14 protein-coding genes are annotated in these 15,837 nt (G+C 44.3%); all 14 read right to left on the bottom strand.

The features are described from left to right. Positions 1 to 59 precede the first annotated feature (59 nt). Complete coding sequence (gene tsaA / locus I6E26_RS00170; RefSeq protein ID WP_235319801.1) at positions 60 to 728, bottom strand: tRNA (N6-threonylcarbamoyladenosine(37)-N6)-methyltransferase TrmO; 669 nt, start codon at positions 726 to 728, stop codon at positions 60 to 62. Beyond that, entirely contained in the window at positions 725 to 1,522 is a 798-nt protein-coding gene (gene mtnP / locus I6E26_RS00165) for an S-methyl-5'-thioadenosine phosphorylase (protein ID WP_235319800.1), read from the bottom strand. Before mtnP ends, tsaA begins: the two co-directional genes overlap by 4 nt. 590 nt (positions 1,523 to 2,112) lie before the next feature. Next, entirely contained in the window at positions 2,113 to 3,120 is a 1,008-nt protein-coding gene (locus I6E26_RS00160) for an asparaginase (RefSeq protein WP_235320070.1), read from the bottom strand. A 255-nt stretch (positions 3,121 to 3,375) separates the two neighbouring features. Further along, a complete protein-coding gene (locus I6E26_RS00155) occupies positions 3,376 to 4,050 on the bottom strand; it encodes a DNA alkylation repair protein (protein WP_235320069.1) in 675 nt (224 codons plus the stop codon). Positions 4,051 to 4,192: 142 nt separating this feature from the next. Continuing rightward, positions 4,193 to 5,224: an aspartate-semialdehyde dehydrogenase gene (locus I6E26_RS00150; protein WP_235319799.1), complete on the bottom strand. Its 1,032-nt coding sequence runs from the start codon at positions 5,222 to 5,224 to the stop codon at positions 4,193 to 4,195. A 31-nt stretch (positions 5,225 to 5,255) separates the two neighbouring features. Beyond that, on the bottom strand, positions 5,256 to 6,047 hold the full coding sequence (gene dapB / locus I6E26_RS00145; protein WP_235319798.1) for a 4-hydroxy-tetrahydrodipicolinate reductase: 792 nt from the start codon (positions 6,045 to 6,047) through the stop codon (positions 5,256 to 5,258). Positions 6,048 to 6,272: 225 nt separating this feature from the next. Continuing rightward, the gene (locus tag I6E26_RS00140; protein WP_235319797.1) at positions 6,273 to 8,609 is read right to left on the bottom strand and encodes a bifunctional diguanylate cyclase/phosphodiesterase; all 2,337 of its coding nucleotides are present in this window, start codon (positions 8,607 to 8,609) and stop codon (positions 6,273 to 6,275) included. Further along, positions 8,593 to 9,735 (bottom strand): BMP family ABC transporter substrate-binding protein, encoded by a 1,143-nt coding sequence (locus I6E26_RS00135; RefSeq protein WP_235319796.1) that lies wholly within the window; start codon positions 9,733 to 9,735, stop codon positions 8,593 to 8,595. Before I6E26_RS00135 ends, I6E26_RS00140 begins: the two co-directional genes overlap by 17 nt. 157 nt (positions 9,736 to 9,892) lie before the next feature. After that, positions 9,893 to 10,642, bottom strand: coding sequence for a tRNA 2-thiocytidine biosynthesis TtcA family protein (locus tag I6E26_RS00130; protein ID WP_235320068.1), 750 nt, complete (start codon positions 10,640 to 10,642; stop codon positions 9,893 to 9,895). A 54-nt stretch (positions 10,643 to 10,696) separates the two neighbouring features. Beyond that, positions 10,697 to 10,996 carry a DUF1292 domain-containing protein gene (locus tag I6E26_RS00125; protein ID WP_235319795.1) on the bottom strand — a complete coding sequence of 100 codons (300 nt, stop codon included), beginning with the start codon at positions 10,994 to 10,996 and terminating at the stop codon, positions 10,697 to 10,699. A gap of 69 nt (positions 10,997 to 11,065) precedes the next feature. Next, entirely contained in the window at positions 11,066 to 12,025 is a 960-nt protein-coding gene (locus tag I6E26_RS00120) for an Abi family protein (protein WP_235319794.1), read from the bottom strand. Positions 12,026 to 12,059: 34 nt separating this feature from the next. Beyond that, on the bottom strand, positions 12,060 to 12,818 hold the full coding sequence (gene nuoB, locus I6E26_RS00115; RefSeq protein WP_235319793.1) for an NADH-quinone oxidoreductase subunit NuoB: 759 nt from the start codon (positions 12,816 to 12,818) through the stop codon (positions 12,060 to 12,062). Between the two features lie 11 nt (positions 12,819 to 12,829). Further along, entirely contained in the window at positions 12,830 to 14,332 is a 1,503-nt protein-coding gene (locus I6E26_RS00110; protein WP_328227888.1) for a hydrogenase large subunit, read from the bottom strand. Beyond that, positions 14,332 to 15,834: a proton-conducting transporter transmembrane domain-containing protein gene (locus I6E26_RS00100; protein ID WP_235319792.1), complete on the bottom strand. Its 1,503-nt coding sequence runs from the start codon at positions 15,832 to 15,834 to the stop codon at positions 14,332 to 14,334. Before I6E26_RS00100 ends, I6E26_RS00110 begins: the two co-directional genes overlap by 1 nt. Between the last annotated feature and the right edge of the window lie 3 nt (positions 15,835 to 15,837).

The raw sequence follows: 15,837 nt of genomic DNA, 5'->3' as shown, positions 1-15,837 counted from the left end.
GTTGTATTATATAACTGACAAACTAATTTGTCAACAAGGTTCCTTGCTAGCAGAAAAGATTATCCTTCTACGGCTACCACCTGCAAGATACCATCTGACACCTGGAATTTGATTTCCTGCCCTCCAAAGGACATACCATAAATCCGTTGGGCATCCTCCTGATAGGTAGGCCGGGGATCATTTTCCAGCACACCTAATAGGCCTGCCTGTTTTTCTGGTGGAATCTTCACCAAAAGCTCTGGAGGAAAATTTACCTGCAGCTTCCGGTTCCAGCCCTGGCCTCGAAAACCCTGAGCAGCCTCTGGATGGCTGTCCACATAGGCAAGATAAGGCTTAATATCCAATATAGGCGTACCGTTCATCAGATCCGCCCCGCTAATATGCAATACAGGTCCCTCTGGGGTATGAAGCTCTACCTTCTCCAGCTTCACACTGGACAGACCAATGGCGTTGGGACGAAAGGGAGAGCGGGTAGCAAATACCCCTACTCTGGTATTTCCGCCTAAAATAGGAGGCCTTACCGTAGGGGACCATTTGTCCCGCACTGCCTCAGAAAACTGCCAAATCAGCCATAGGTAATCAAAGCCTTCAATGCCCCGCAGAGCTGCTTCATTGCGATATTCTGGCTCAAAGACAATCCGTCCCTTCAACTCCTGTACCACATTGCTTTGGCGGGGAATGCCAAATTTGCTGTCAAAATCATTGTGCATACGGGCTATGATTTTCATAGCTTGAAACCGCCTACCCCTTCCAAGACATGGGCGCAGTCACAATTGTCCTCATCAGGATCCAATTCAGCCAGAAGAGTCATAATCAGCTTGCGGAAATTATCGCTGTTGGCAGCCATAGCATCCATAACTTCCTGATGTGTCAGCTTGGTTTCAGAAATCCCCGCAGCCATATTAGTGACCATGGAAATGGTGGCATAGCACATTTCTGCCTCCTGAGCCAAAGTAACCTCTGGTACATTGGTCATACCAGCCAAATCACCACCCAGCATAGCAAACATCTTTATCTCCGCTGGAGTTTCATAGCGAGGGCCATTGGTGCACACATAGGTGCCACCATTAATCACATGAATACCCAATCTCTTGCCAATCTCTGTAATCTGCTTTCTCAGTTCAGGGCAATATGGATCGGTAACATCCACATGAACTACCCCACGCTCACCACCTTCGTAGAAGGTGCAGACTCTATCTCTGGTAAAATCCAGGAACTGATTTGGCAGGACAAAATCTCCCAACTGCATGGCTTTATTCAAGGAACCAACAGCAGTGGTGGAAATAATTTTCCGTACCCCAAGCTTTTTCAAGGCATAAATATTGGCTCTGTAATTAATCTTATGAGGTGCAATAGAGTGATGACTGCCGTGACGAGCCAAAAAAGCCACTTCCTTACCGGCATAGGTGCCGATCTGCAAAGGCACCTCACCATAAGGAGTCTCTACAACCTCCTGTCTTACATTCTCCAACATATCTGGATCATAAACACCAGAACCACCAATAACTGCGATCTTTACCATAAAAATCCCCTTTCCTAACGCTGGTACATGGTTAATATAAAATAACCCTCTACGCTACTCTAATAAGTAAATTCTATCAAAACAGTGCATATATTGCAAACTAACATGATATTTGTGCTAAATTCTGATTTGCCGAGTTACCTATCTCCCTATGGATGTAAATATAATTCGATATGTCAAAGTTTTTCGATATACAGCCTGCGGTCATAACGACTTTTGCTCTGTCCGACTTAATGGCCCTGCCTGATAGTTTATCATGACGCAAAAGTGTCATGCCCCTCCGGCTGTTGCCGAATCATCGTGATTTTTCGATTATAAATCCCTCAATAGCGGTAATATGAACTAAATATCGCTCAGCTAGTTTTTTCTTAGGGTACTATCATTTGCTGTTCTATTTCAGTAAATACGTCAAAATTACAAACAGTGCCAAAGCGAGAAAGTGCGATGAATACACAAAATAGAAGGCATGACATATACTCTTAACAGGTATATCGATGTGCCTGGAAGAGTATATGCCATGCCTACAAAAAGTGTATAAATAAATTACCGATATGGGAGTGCTCCTGAAAGAGTACTCCCATATCGCTATATTAATATTCTAAAAACATCCTCTGCAGCTCTGCTGGCCTATTAGTGCTTAGCAGTCCCAGCTGTAATAGAATCCGAGCTTTATTTGGTGGCAAAGTATCGCTGTGTATAAATCCAGCCTCCGTCCACTGAGGTAAACCTGCTTCCACTATACCTGAATAGCTTCTCGTACTACGCACCACCGCAATCCCCTGCTGTGCCGCCTTTATAAGCACCGCCTCGGAAGCCTGATGTACACTGCCCATACCCATACCGGCATAAACAATTCCCTTGGCGCCCTTTTCTACAGCCGCCTCAGCCATTTCTCCTTTTTCTCCAGCATGACTGTAGATAATAAACACCTTTGGCAGTACAGTATCCTTATTGACAAAAAATTCACTGTCCACAGTATGCTTGCGAAGAAGCTGGGTATAAAAACGAGGCTTTCCCCCAGCCATAATCCCCAGCTTTGCCCCATTAGGCGTAGCAAAGGTAGCCAGATTTTCCGTATTGCTCTTTACCACATCCCGAGCACTAAAGATTTCATCATTCATGGCAATCATTACACCTCTGCCCTTGGCCTCAGAAGCCACAGCCAGCTTAACTGCATTGTACAAATTAGCTGGGCCATCAGCACTGATAGCGGTAGCCGGACGCATGGAGCCTGTCAATACCACCGGCTTATCACTATGAACAGTAAGATGGAGAAAATAACCTGTTTCCTCCATGGTATCAGTACCGTGGGTAATTACAATACCAGCCACATCATCCTGAGCCAATAGCTCATTGCACCTACAGGACAGCTTCAGCATAATTTCCTCAGTCATATCCTTGCTATCTATGCTGGCAATCTCCTCACCAGTAATATTGGCTACCTGCTTCAAGGCTGGTACTGCCTCCAAAAGCACCTCCACACCTAAAGCTCCTGCCTGATACCCCGTCATCTGAGTATCCGAAGCTCCAGTTCCTGCAATCGTACCTCCGGTAGCCAGTACCACCACATGAGGCAAATTATTATTATTTGCATTCATCAAAATAATTCACCTTATCTTATTGTTTTCTATATCTGGTTATCTTTCTCCAGTTTTCCGAAAACCCCATTTTCTCATATAGTTCTTGTTCTGATATACTATCATGTTTCTTAAGATATTTATCAATCAAGGCTTTAAGTTCATTTATAAGCTCTTTATACCACTGATCATTCAACATATATCTCAGTGCAATTACTACAGAAAACAAATCATTTTTTCCATTCACGATTCTATATAGTATATGCCTATGTCACTTTATCGAAGGCTTCGCAGATATTCCTTGTGTTCCGGGCTAACTCTGCGGCTTTCGAGGGCCTTCTGGATTGCCTTACGGCGAGTCCATTCCTCCATTCTCCCTTTTTGCATATAAGGCAATGCATCCTGATATTGCTTAGCTAGGGCAGTGGCAAAATACCAAGCCACCATCATACGGACGTAATATTCTTTAGAGGAAACCTCTGCCACCTTGGCCAAATACTCTCTTTGGTAAGCTCCATCATCCAGATAAAAGCTCATGAGAAAGCCAATGGCCAATCGTACAATATAGGTATCCTCACTAGCCAGCCATTGATAGATTTTCTCCAGCAGCTCAGGGAGATGCTTGCTCAAAATTTTGGGCCGCAGCATATCACAGGTGGCCCAGTTGTCTATATAAGGCAAAAATCTTTCCAATTCTCCTATACAGCTTCCATAATCCTTGCTTTCCATAATAATCAGTCCGTGAAGATTATTTTCTTCATAATAGTTATGTGGAAGCTGTTGTAGAAAATCTTCCTTCTCTGCCTCAGACAAGTCCTTAACAAATCGTCGCAGAACAGGCACCCTGATACCAATAATTTTCTCCCTAGCAATATTAGGCATTAATTTGCTATGAAAATCCCCATAGCAAACATCCTGCAGCCGAAATAATTTTTTCTTAATGTTATCCATCACACTTCCCCATCCTCTGCCAATATTATTCCCTTGCACCTAAAATCCAATTCATTCAAATATAATTATATCACAAAAGCCCTGCCAAATAGGAACCAGATTCTCTATCTGACAGGGCTTCTCTTATTTATTTGGTAATTAATTAAACCATTTCATTTTTAATCATGTACTCAGCAATCTGGAGGGCATTGAGAGCTGCACCCTTGCGAATCTGGTCACCGCATACCCAGAAATTCAAGGCATTATCGGTGGAATAATCCTTACGGATACGACCTACTTCTACATCGTCCTTGCCGGAAGTCTCCAAAGGCATTGGATAAATCTGCTCATCAGGATTATCAGTGAGGGTAACACCTGGGAATGCTGCCAGTACCTCACGAGCCTTTTCTACAGAAATCTCGTCCTCAAACTCTACGTTTACAGACTCAGCATGGCTTCTGTATACAGGAACACGAATAGTGGTAGCAGTGATTCTCATGCTATCATCATTCATGATCTTCTTGGTCTCGTCGATCATCTTCATCTCTTCCTTAGTGTAGAGATTGTCCTTGAATACATCAATCTGAGGAATCAGGTTGAAAGCAATCTGATAATGCTTAGCCAGAGATGCACCAGGCAGAATATTGGCAACTACAGGACGGCCCTCGTTAATAGCCTTTACCTGCTCCTCCAGCTCAGCCATAGCTTCCTTGCCACCACCGGATACAGCCTGATAGGTGGATACAACTACACGCTTAATCTTGGATACATTATAAAGAGGCTTCAGAGCCATAACCATAATAATGGTAGAGCAGTTAGGGTTAGCAATAATACCCTTGTGGTTGGCAATAGACTCTGGATTTACCTCTGGTACAACCAATGGTACTTCTGGGTCCATACGGAAAGCACTGGAGTTATCAATAACTACAGCACCAGCCTTTACAGCAGCAGGTGCAAAGGTCTTGCTAGCAGCGCCGCCAGCAAAAAGCGCAATATCCACACCCTTGAAGGAGTCCTCGGCAGCCTCCTCAACAGTGTACTCCTTGCCCATGAACTGAATCTTCTTACCAGCAGAACGCTTGGAAGCCAGCATCTTCAGCTCAGCAAATGGGAAATTACGCTCCTCAATCAGATTCAGAAATTCCTGACCTACAGCACCAGTAGCACCCAGAATAGCAACATTATATTTTTTCATCTATATACATCCTTTCAAATGTTAATCAATATTAATCCATGACCTTGTCCAAGCCGATTACCAGACCGGAAAGGCTGCGTACCTTTTTGCAGGCCAGGCATACACCTGGCATAAAGGACTCACGGTTCAAGGAATCATGGCGAATAGTCAAAGTCTGACCAAGACCTCCAAAGATAACCTCCTGATGAGCCACATAACCTGGCAGACGAACGCTGTGGATATGCATACCATCCACATTGGCACCTCTGGCTCCCTGCACCTTTTCGCTTTCCTCTGGATTGCCCTGCTGATGAGCAGCCCGCACCTCAGAAATCATAGCCGCAGTCTGGAGAGCTGTACCAGATGGGGCATCCAGCTTCTTGTCATGATGAAGCTCTATAATCTCCACCTCTGGCATATATTTGGCAGCCTGCTTGGCCATCAGCATCATCAGTACAGCGCCAATAGCAAAATTTGGTGCAATAAAGCATGGTGCATTGTTATCCTTTGCCAGCTGAGCCAGCTCTGCTTTGGACTCATCAGAAAGACCTGTGGTACCAATAACAGGAGATACTCCCTTCTTCAATGCCTTGACAGCATTGCCATATACCACATCTGGGCGAGTAAAGTCTACCATAACCTCTGGCTTGGTATCCTCAATGGCCTGGTCCAGATTGTCGGTGACAATTATACCGGATTTGCCCATGCCCACCATTTCACCGGCATCAATGCCGGTTTTAATATCAACAGCAGCTACTAGCTGCAGCTCCTGGTCCTCCATAACAGCCTTGACAACTGCCTGTCCCATTCTGCCGCAGGCACCGCTGACTAAAACCTTAATCAAAGCTAACGCCTCCAAACAATATATTTCTCCTCTGTGGAGATACATTTACCATAATAAAGGAAAAAAGCCAGATATGCAAGTCTTTTCCTAAAAAAATCCACTATAAAATAACAAAAGTCCATTCATCAACCACATTTTCCAGTAAACGCAAGTTATTTTTAAGGATATGTTCTGTATATTCCATAAAAATAGCAGTGAGATGGCTTCCCCTCTCACTGCTTTACTTTATACCCGCTTATGCATTTTGCTAGCAAATTCTTCTGCTGGCAATGGCTTGCTGAAATAATATCCCTGTATCATATCACAATTATATTGCCGAAGCAAATCTACTTGGAATTTTTCTTCTATACCCTCAGCTACCACTGTTCTGCCTGTATCATGGGCTGCCTTTATCATATATTTAATCAGACAGCTATCCCTTTCTGACATATCTGGCTGCCAACTGTCAAAAAAGCTTTTATCCAGTTTTAGACAGTCAATAGGCATGGAGTTGAACATACCAAGGGAAGAATAACCGCTGCCGAAATCATCCATAGCCAAGCTAAATCCGCTGGATTTAAAAATCTGAAGGAACCTTATTAACAGCTTAGAATCCACAGAAGCATCAGTTTCCAAAATCTCCAGCTGAATTAAATTGATTGGAATTTGGTATTCTGCCAGCACATCCAAAGCATACGCCAGAAAGTTATTTCCCCCCACGATATTTCGTCTAGATATATTAACAGAAATTGGCACAGCCTTGTAACCAGCATCCAGCCATTGTCTTAACTGCCGACAAGCCAGCTTCAACACATGTCTGTCCAAAATCTCCAAATTGCCGTCCCGCTCAAAAAGAGGTATAAATCTTCCCGGTGACAAGAAGCCATACTCTGGGCTTATCCAGCGAATCAAAGCCTCCGCGCCATGCAGCTCTGGCTCTGCGCCTTTGATACCATATTTAGGCTGATAGTACAGAACAAATTCGTTATTTTCTAAAGCCTGCTGGAAATTGTTCTCCAACAGTTTTTCTGTGCGAATTTTTTCTGCCAAATTGTCATCAAAAAAACGCACTCCTCCCTTGTCACTTATCTTTAACTGCTTCAAGGCGGCCCTGGCCTTGGTAAAAAAGTTTTCTGGCCAATGACTGTCTGTATCTATGAAGCTGTCCATAGCAGGCAGAGAAACCGAGCTGAGAGACAAAGTGCCCTCCCCTACATTTTCTTTGTTAATAAGATGCCAATAGGCTCCAGCAGAAAGCTGAATATTGTACTTACCTTGGGCACAGTCTCCGGCCTGAATCTTCTCTATCAATTCCTTTAGACGGCTTTCTACCTTTTCCTTGCTCACATCCCAGCTCACCAGACAGAAAAGACCTCCATCTCCGATATAGCATTGTTCCTGCTTTAACAGCTGGCTTTTTAGTATTTCGCTTACCTGGCGGAGTACATTATGACCGAAGGACACGCCTAGCAGCTCATTAATGGTTTTCATACCACGAATATTTAATATAGATACACAAAGGGAGCTATGCTTATTTTCAATTTCTCTCAGCATATCCCTTTTGTATTTTTCTTTATTATACAAGCCAGTCAAGGTATCAATATAAGCCAGATTATAAATCTCCTGGCCATGCTTAACCTGCCGCATTTCTGTAATACCATAGCCAAATAGCAAAATGATCAACAGTATCCCTGTTACAGCAGTGGCATTGTTCAGCACCCCGTTAATGCGTTCTTGAATCACCTCCATAGACAGTACATTCAGTATATAGAGGTTGTCTACCGTATCCAAGGGCATACAGGCAATATAGACCTGTCTCCCATCAGGCAGGGTAACTCTCTCCACTCCAGATTTGTCCTGACGAATCTTGGTGTAGAGGTTCCGCATATCCTCTGGTGCCTCTGGCTGCTGCCAATCATGGAGTCGAATGCCTATTTGCTCCGCCAGCTCCTGATCCTTGGCCCTAACGAACACTGTGCCCTCAGAATTAATAATAAAGCTTTCATCAGGATTGATATTGGACTGTTCGTTAAACAACGTCTGAAGATTAGTCATATCCATAGTGGCGTAAAGACTGCCCAAAATCCTATCATCTTTTACCACAGGCACGGAAAATACTACAGCATTAACATCCCCCAGCGCGGTATTTGGCATATAAACAATTTTTTGGCTGCCATGCAGAGATTCCCTGATGCCGACAAAATGTCTTAACTGTAAATCCGGGCCTACAAGGCCTCGACCATAAATATTAATTAAGCCAGCATGATTAAACTCATTGGTTAGCAGTCTTTTATCCAAATCCAATTCCTGCAAGGACTGGCCTTTGCTAATTTTGTTAGCAGCATCATCAGCAATGGTTTCCATATTGCGAAAAATAACCTCTAGCTGGCCATCTACCTTAAAACGGTTCTGCTCTACAATGCTTAGCATTTCTATCTGAACATTGTTTACCAGCAAAACAGAAATCCGCTGGCGAAACAGGAACAGAATTACCAAGGAAACCAGCACCAGTAGAAGTCCGGCGAAAACAATCCGCTTCATGGCAAGAGCACGAATTTTAGTTTTTTCATTTGTTTGTTCCATCACTGCTGCCCTCCGTTCCCTTTACCAGCCAATTCATCTTCTGAATCAAATATTTATCCGAAAGGGCTTCTCCCTCCTTCACCATCAGCCTTCCATCCTGACTATATATTGGCCCATAAAATACATCCCAACTGCCAGACATAATAGCATTCCTAGTGGAGTCTATAATCGCTAGCTGTTGACTGGAAAGTGTTCCAGCTCTAGGAGGAGTAATCTTAATAACATTATTATTCAAGCTAGAATAATATATACGACTAGTAAATCTGCCGTCAATACATTCCTTAATCAATTTGGTATAGAACTGCTTCCAATCCCATACAGCAGCGGTCAGCATAGTATAGGGGAATTTTTCCATATTGTCATAATGATAGCCAATTCCCTCAGCCCCCATAGTCTGAGCCACCTCCAATAGCTGGCTGCTATTCTGATGATAAGCCACTATATCTACAGGAACATCCTCCAATAGCTTCTGGGTAACTTCCTTTTCCTTTTCTGGTGTGTCCCAGCTATCTGTCCAACGCACATGAACTACGGCCTGGGGATTTACCTTTTGCGCCCCTAGGGTAAAGGCATTGATTCCCCGTATAACTTCCACAATGGGCATGGCAGCCACAAAGCCTATATGATTGGTTTTGGTACGCATACCTGCAGCCATGCCGCTAAGGTATCTAGCCTGATACATACGACCAAAATAAACAGAAACATTAGGTGCGGTTTCTGTACCTGCACAATGAAAGAAATAAATATCCGGATGCTGCTGAGCCAAATTAATAATGCCTTCGCCATAACCAAAGCTGGTGGCAAATATCTCCCGACAGCCTTCCTCAATCAATTCTTCTACGGCGATGCGAATTGCTTCATTATCATTGTCCGGCACAAAGGTCCTGTAATGTATCTTTACCCCCAGCTCCTTAGCAGCCTCCTCAAATCCCTCATAATGAGACTGGTTCCAGCCTGCATCGTAAATGGTACTATCTATCAGCACCCCTACATTATATAGCCGTTCATCCTCATGAACCTTTTCTGTATCCAAAAGAGAATCCTTATACAAGAAAGCTATTATCATCAGCAAGACAATGGCTGCAATTACGATTCCATACTGCTTGCTCCACCAAGATTTTTGCATATCTATTCCTCCCGCCCAGCATATCAACATCTTTATCTTTTATTATAACCTAAAACCATGTGTATGTGTCAATATTTCCAAATTATCTGGCAAATAAAAAGTGCCAAAGCACTTTTAGCTTTGACACCTCTGCTGTCCAGATATTATTTGAGATATTTTATTGTTGCTTTCCGTACATATAGCTGAAATACTGCTTTTGCATTTCCTTACGGGTTTTGGCCGGAGCCCACAGCTCTCCTATGGCATCCTGCCGCATGGCTGCCGCCAGATGACTGTAGAGCTGAGGATTGTCCTGACTTATTTCCTGAATCAAGTCCTTAACCTTCTGACGAATGGTATGTCCATCATAAGGGCAAGGCGAGGGTACAGGCTCAAAGCCATGATACTGAATTGCCTCTCGTATTTCCGCTTCTCGGAAGTACACCAAGGGACGAATAACCGTCAAATCCATTTTGTCCAAATAGGTCTTGGGAGTAAAGGTATGAAGCTGTCCTGAATACAGAAGCCCCATGAAAAAGGTTTCCACTGCATCATCATGGTGATGAGCGTAGGCTACCTTGTTGCACCCCTGCTCCTTGGCATAGCGGTTTACGGCACCTCGACGGAAAAAAGCACAGGTATAGCAAGGATCCTTGCCTCCCTGATTCTCAATCGTACCAGCAATATCCACAGGAAAAGAAGCAAAGGGAATCCCCAGCTCCTCCATAAAGCCTCGAATACGCTCTGTATCAAAATCCTCTGAAAACATGGGATTAATAGTAAGCGCCTGTAGCTGAAAATTCTTTTTCAGCCGTTTTTGCATCATGGCCATAGCATATGCCATAAAAATACTATCCTTGCCGCCAGAGATGCCTAGAAGGATTTTATCCCCTTCCTCAATAAGCTCAAACTCAGTAATAGCCCGCATCAGCTTGCTAAAATAAAGCTGGGGCAATACAAATTTCTTTGTGGTCACTGTCTTTTACTCAGCTTCCTCAGCATCGCAAAGCTCGTTATAAACAGCCTGAACCTTTTCAAATTCCTCATCAGTAGGATCTACATATTCATCCTCGCCGTTTTCGTCCTTCACAATCTTGGCGATGATAACATTCTCTTCCTCATCAAAGCTTTCATCATTCTCAACATTAAGGCCTACCAGCAGAGCAAAATCCACACCATCTACAGGAATAATCATTTCCTGCTGATAATACAGGGAATTACCTGCATCATCCTGAAACTCTACTACAATGTTTTCCTCGTCCATAATCTCTTCATTTGCCATAATAACACCTCATTTTCTAAAGTTATATATTAATCTCTAATTTGATTGTACCCTAAAGCCTATTGCCTGTCAAAACATTAAATCTTCAGTAGGAGTTCCAGCCAGATTTTTGCTACGGTAATAGCTAACCACCTTGGTCATAAAATCCAAAGCTGTCTTAACCACAGGATTCCCTTCAAAATAATCAATATGACGGGAGAATCTATTATTTACCAACAGATAAAGAACCTCCAGCCGCTTGATGCGCTCCTTCTGACTGGTAACAATCTGGTCAAAGACCTCCAGAGTAGTTACAAAATCATAAAGGAAAGGTACACACAGCTTGGTACTGCGCATGGAGGAACCAATGCCAGGAATCTCAGCCACGATGCGGCAGATTTCTTCATCCTTTACCTCCTGCTGACCAGACTGAGTAGCCCGCAAATCATGCAGGAGACAGTTGTTATGGGCAATACTATTGCGGATATTTCGGACAGAGTAAAAATAATCTGACTCCACATGCTTTTGATTGTATTTGCTATAGTAGAAATCATATAGCACAATCAAATTGGTAAAGGTTAATACCTCAATAATATTCCATACGGCAAAATTTCCTTTATATTTGTTAATCAAACCAGCAGTATAAGGAGCCTTCTGCCGTTCAATCTCCCGGCCCAGCCAAGGATGCTTTTTCAAAAGCTCCGCCACAATCTTGTAGCCATCCTCCCGCTTATTTTTCTCTAGGGAAGCCAGCAAATTGATTTTGGCATAATGCTCCACATCCATAACAATGGAGAACATGACTCGCCGTAGATAGATATCCAGCAGGGACAGCTCCTTAAGATAAGCAAAGTCCAGATTCACATACTGACCTGCCTTATCCCCTGTAGTACATTTGGTATAGTTATTGGCGTAGAACTTCAGACGAAAATAATAGGTATGACTGGCTAAAAACTTCTTGGCCTCTTTTTCGTCAATCATCTCAAATTTAATGCCCTTGCTTTTCATCTGCTGAATCTGTCCATCTATGCTAAATTTCTCTCTAGGCATAGTCACACCTCCTTATATTGCTTTCATCAAAAAATTATTTATGCTTTAACTTTTCTGCCAGCATATCCGCTGCCGCCAGCATGCCCACAATCATGGCAGATGGTCTTGGCGGACAGCCAGGTACATACAAATCCACTGGCACCACCTGGTCAGCAGCACCTACTACTGCATATGTATCTCCATAGGTTTCACCGCCAGCTGCACAAGCACCACAGGCCATAACCAGCCTTGGCTCCGGCATAGCCTCATAGCTCATACGGAGAGCCTGCTCCAGATTGCGGGTTACTACACCTGTTACCATCAGCATATCTGCATGGCGTGGCGAAGCTACAAAGGCTACACCATAACGATGCAAATCATAATATGGATTGCTCATGGCACCCATTTCAAAGTCACAGGCATTACAAGAACCTGCATCCAGATGGCGGACATGAAGAGAACGGCCCAGCTTCTGCTTTAATACCTCTGCCACAGCCTCCTGACCAGCCTCTAAAAGATAAGGCATAGCATCCTTGCTGGAATGATGGAGAACATCGCCCTCCTTGCCCTCCTGCAGAGCAATAGAAGCACAGGCCTCTACGCATTTACCACAGAAAAGACATTTTTTATAATCAATTTTGTAGCTATCGCCCTGAACCTGAAAAGCACCTACAGGACACACAGACTGACAATGCTCCAGCATTTCTGGAGAACCATTGCCCTCAATAGTTCCCCGAAATCTTTCGCTGCCCTCAAGGGAAATCTGCTCGGTGGCAATTTTGTCACGAAAAATTCTTTCCAATACCTTAAACACAGCTCTCCCCCTTATCTATCAATACAAGCATAGCAAAGCTCAAAGCTCTTATTTATCAACGGAAAATCAGGAATAATATCCCCCTGCACCGCAATGGTCAGGGCAGGCCAGTTAGGATAGGAAGCACTGCGGACAAAGAGGCGGTCAATTCGTCCCTCATTATCCAAGGCCACATACTGGAAATTGCTGCCACGAGCAGATTCACAGATACCCCAGCCTTCTCCCTTACCAGAAGTCAGCTCCACCTTAAGCTCCATACCGTGACAATTCCGCAGCATATCCAAAAGCTTATCCATCATTTCAAAGGAAGCAGACAGCTCACCGATACGCACCAAAAGGCGGGCAGCCACATCTCCCATAGTCATGGTATATGGTTCAAAGCCCAGCTCAGGGTAAACGCCATAGGCAAAATCCTTACGGCTGTCATGAGCATAGCCGCTGGCTCTAGCTCCTATCCCAACCATAGCCAAATCCTTGGCTGTCTGATTGCGGATAATACCAGTAGTACGGACACGATTTTGGAAGTTCTCCTGCTCTCGGAACATGGCCGCCAAATCCTCCACACCCTGAGCCGTAGCATCCATAACCTCATGGATATGCTCAATAAGCTCTGGAGTAATATCCTGACGAACTCCTCCCGGTACAATAACCCCTCGGAGGAATCTATTGCCAGCCACAGCTTCACAAAGCCGCATCAGCTGTTCTTTCAGTCTGCTGCCCAGACTAATAGCAGGATTGAAACCTACACCTGCTGGCATATTGCCCAAATCACCTACATGATTGGTAATACGCTCCAGCTCTGAAAGCAAGGTGCGGATAATCTCTGCCCTGCGAGGTACAGCAACTCCTGCCGCCTTCTCCACAGCCTGACAAAAACTCCAGGTATTGGCCACACTGCAGGCCCCACAAATACGCTCCACAATATGGAGAGCTTCCTCTGGAGTTTTACCCTCTACAGCCTTTTCAATCCCTCGATGAGTAAAGAACAACTTGGCATCAAGCTGCAGCATAGCCTCGCCAGCCTGACTGAAACGGAAATGGCCTGGCTCAATAATACCGGCATGAATAGGGCCTACAGGCACCTGAAACAGTCCTTGTCCCTTGGCGGTGCGGATTTTGAATTTACGCTCCCCCCGTACCTTGGCATTAACAGCCACTGACTTACGAAGAGGATGAAAATCCTCTGGAAAGCTTTCATGAAGCACCAAGGGACGCAAATCCGGATGTCCCTCTGGCACCAAGCCAAACATATCATGGATTTCCCGCTCATACCAGGCAGCTGCTGGAATAGCATGGGTAAGACTCTCATAGCTAAGAGGCCCCTCTGCTGAGAATACACCCTTTACAATATGTACATCCCTTTTTTCAGGCACTTCAAAACAACAATAAATGGCATAGCCTGCTCCATTTAAGGTTTCATCTCGGCCAAACATAGCGGTGAGAGGGTGCTTGCCCTGCTCATATACTTGCAGAGCCGCAGCCAGCAATTCTTCTGATGAAACAACCTGCTGCATTAGTAAACACCTCCCAGAACAATCTGTGCTGCATGCTGCAGCAGAGTATTCAATACATCAATCTGGCCAAGTCCTGCACTAGCTACACAGCTAAAGAGCAACAGACCAGCCAAGGTCAGGGAATCTACCACCCCAAAAAGCTCTATAGCATGCTTGCGCTTGGACTGACCGCCAAACATACGCATAACGTGGTAGAGAATGCCAATCAGCATACCAGCTAGCAGTACCAGCATCAAAATACCCAGCCAAGGATGTTCTGACTGGAAGAAACCAAAGACTATAAAGAATTTGCTAAAGAAGATACCAAAAGGAGGCATACCCAGAATGCCTACAATGCCCAACAGCCAGAACAATGCTGTTCTAGGAGTTTGGCTCATCATACCATGAATACGCATCATATTTTTGGTGCCAAATTCCTCCATAATAGTGCCTGCTGTATAGAACAAGGAATATTTCACCAAAGCATGGTTAAACATATGCAGCAGCATAGCCTGAGCCGCCATAGGCACAAAAAATCCCAAGGCAGCCATCATCAGACCAAAGTTTTCCATAGAGGAATAGGCCAGCATACGCTTTACATCTCTCTGTACCAGCACAAAAGGCACTGCCATAGCTACGGTAAATAAACCAAAGAACAGACACAGCCCGCTGACAAAATCCACCCCGATAGCTGGCAAAAGAATAATCATATTGCGAATCAGGGCATAAATTGCACAGATACACAGAGCACCAGACAAAAGGCCACTGGTCAAGGCTGGAGCCTCGGAATGGGCATCTGGCAGCCAGGCATGCATAGGAGCCAAGCCAATCTTGGTGCCATAGCCTACAAAAAGGAAGCAGAAAGCCAGCTTAGCCATACCGGTGTCAATATTATCCACATGCTGAGCCAGATACAGCCAATCCAAAGGGTTGGTATTGCCTACACAGGTCAACTGGATATAATAAACCAGAATAGTTCCCAGCAAAGCCAAACAAATACCTACGGTACATACCATAACATATTTCCAGGCTGCCTCCAAAGAGGTGCGGGTAAACTTAAAGGCCACCAGCAAGGCAGATACCAAGGTAGTTGCCTCAATGGCTACCCACATTAGGCCCAGATTGTTGACAACAACTACCCCCAACATAATCCAGACAAACATATGAGAAAGAGCATAAAAACGCCCCTCCAATCGGCCGAAGCGCCGGAGATAGCCATAACGCTTGTTGGTATCTCTATCCAAATAGGCTTTACTGGTCCAAGCAAAGGCCAGATACAAGGTGCCAATAATCAAAAGCATCCAAACGCTTAGAGCGTCCAAATACAGATATTCATCCCTATAAGGAGAATTTACATCAAAATTTAATACCAACTGCACCAATACTACAAAAACAACTGTGGCTGTAATACGGTTCAGCCAATGCAGTCCATCCTTGGGCAGTAAATTGGTTGCCGAAATCAAACTGAAGATTACAGGCAACGCCAGGATGATATATATAAGATCACTTATACTAAGATTCATTTC

The organism is Anaerovibrio lipolyticus, from assembly GCF_021531495.1.
Taxonomy (GTDB): domain Bacteria; phylum Bacillota; class Negativicutes; order Selenomonadales; family Selenomonadaceae; genus Anaerovibrio.
This window is presented reverse-complemented; position numbering and strand designations above follow the sequence as displayed.

What these genes read in the sequence shown, in the direction of transcription:
- tsaA (WP_235319801.1), bottom strand. Translation starts at nt 728, where the DNA reads ATGAAAATCATAGCCCGTATGCACAATGATTTTGACAGCAAATTTGGC.
- mtnP (WP_235319800.1), bottom strand. Translation starts at nt 1,522, where the DNA reads ATGGTAAAGATCGCAGTTATTGGTGGTTCTGGTGTTTATGATCCAGAT.
- I6E26_RS00160 (WP_235320070.1), bottom strand. Translation starts at nt 3,120, where the DNA reads ATGAATGCAAATAATAATAATTTGCCTCATGTGGTGGTACTGGCTACC.
- I6E26_RS00155 (WP_235320069.1), bottom strand. Translation starts at nt 4,050, where the DNA reads ATGGATAACATTAAGAAAAAATTATTTCGGCTGCAGGATGTTTGCTAT.
- I6E26_RS00150 (WP_235319799.1), bottom strand. Translation starts at nt 5,224, where the DNA reads ATGAAAAAATATAATGTTGCTATTCTGGGTGCTACTGGTGCTGTAGGT.
- I6E26_RS00140 (WP_235319797.1), bottom strand. Translation starts at nt 8,609, where the DNA reads ATGGAACAAACAAATGAAAAAACTAAAATTCGTGCTCTTGCCATGAAG.
- I6E26_RS00135 (WP_235319796.1), bottom strand. Translation starts at nt 9,735, where the DNA reads ATGCAAAAATCTTGGTGGAGCAAGCAGTATGGAATCGTAATTGCAGCC.
- I6E26_RS00130 (WP_235320068.1), bottom strand. Translation starts at nt 10,642, where the DNA reads ATGCGGGCTATTACTGAGTTTGAGCTTATTGAGGAAGGGGATAAAATC.
- I6E26_RS00125 (WP_235319795.1), bottom strand. Translation starts at nt 10,996, where the DNA reads ATGGCAAATGAAGAGATTATGGACGAGGAAAACATTGTAGTAGAGTTT.
- I6E26_RS00120 (WP_235319794.1), bottom strand. Translation starts at nt 12,025, where the DNA reads ATGCCTAGAGAGAAATTTAGCATAGATGGACAGATTCAGCAGATGAAA.
- I6E26_RS00110 (WP_328227888.1), bottom strand. Translation starts at nt 14,332, where the DNA reads ATGCAGCAGGTTGTTTCATCAGAAGAATTGCTGGCTGCGGCTCTGCAA.
- I6E26_RS00100 (WP_235319792.1), bottom strand. Translation starts at nt 15,834, where the DNA reads ATGAATCTTAGTATAAGTGATCTTATATATATCATCCTGGCGTTGCCT.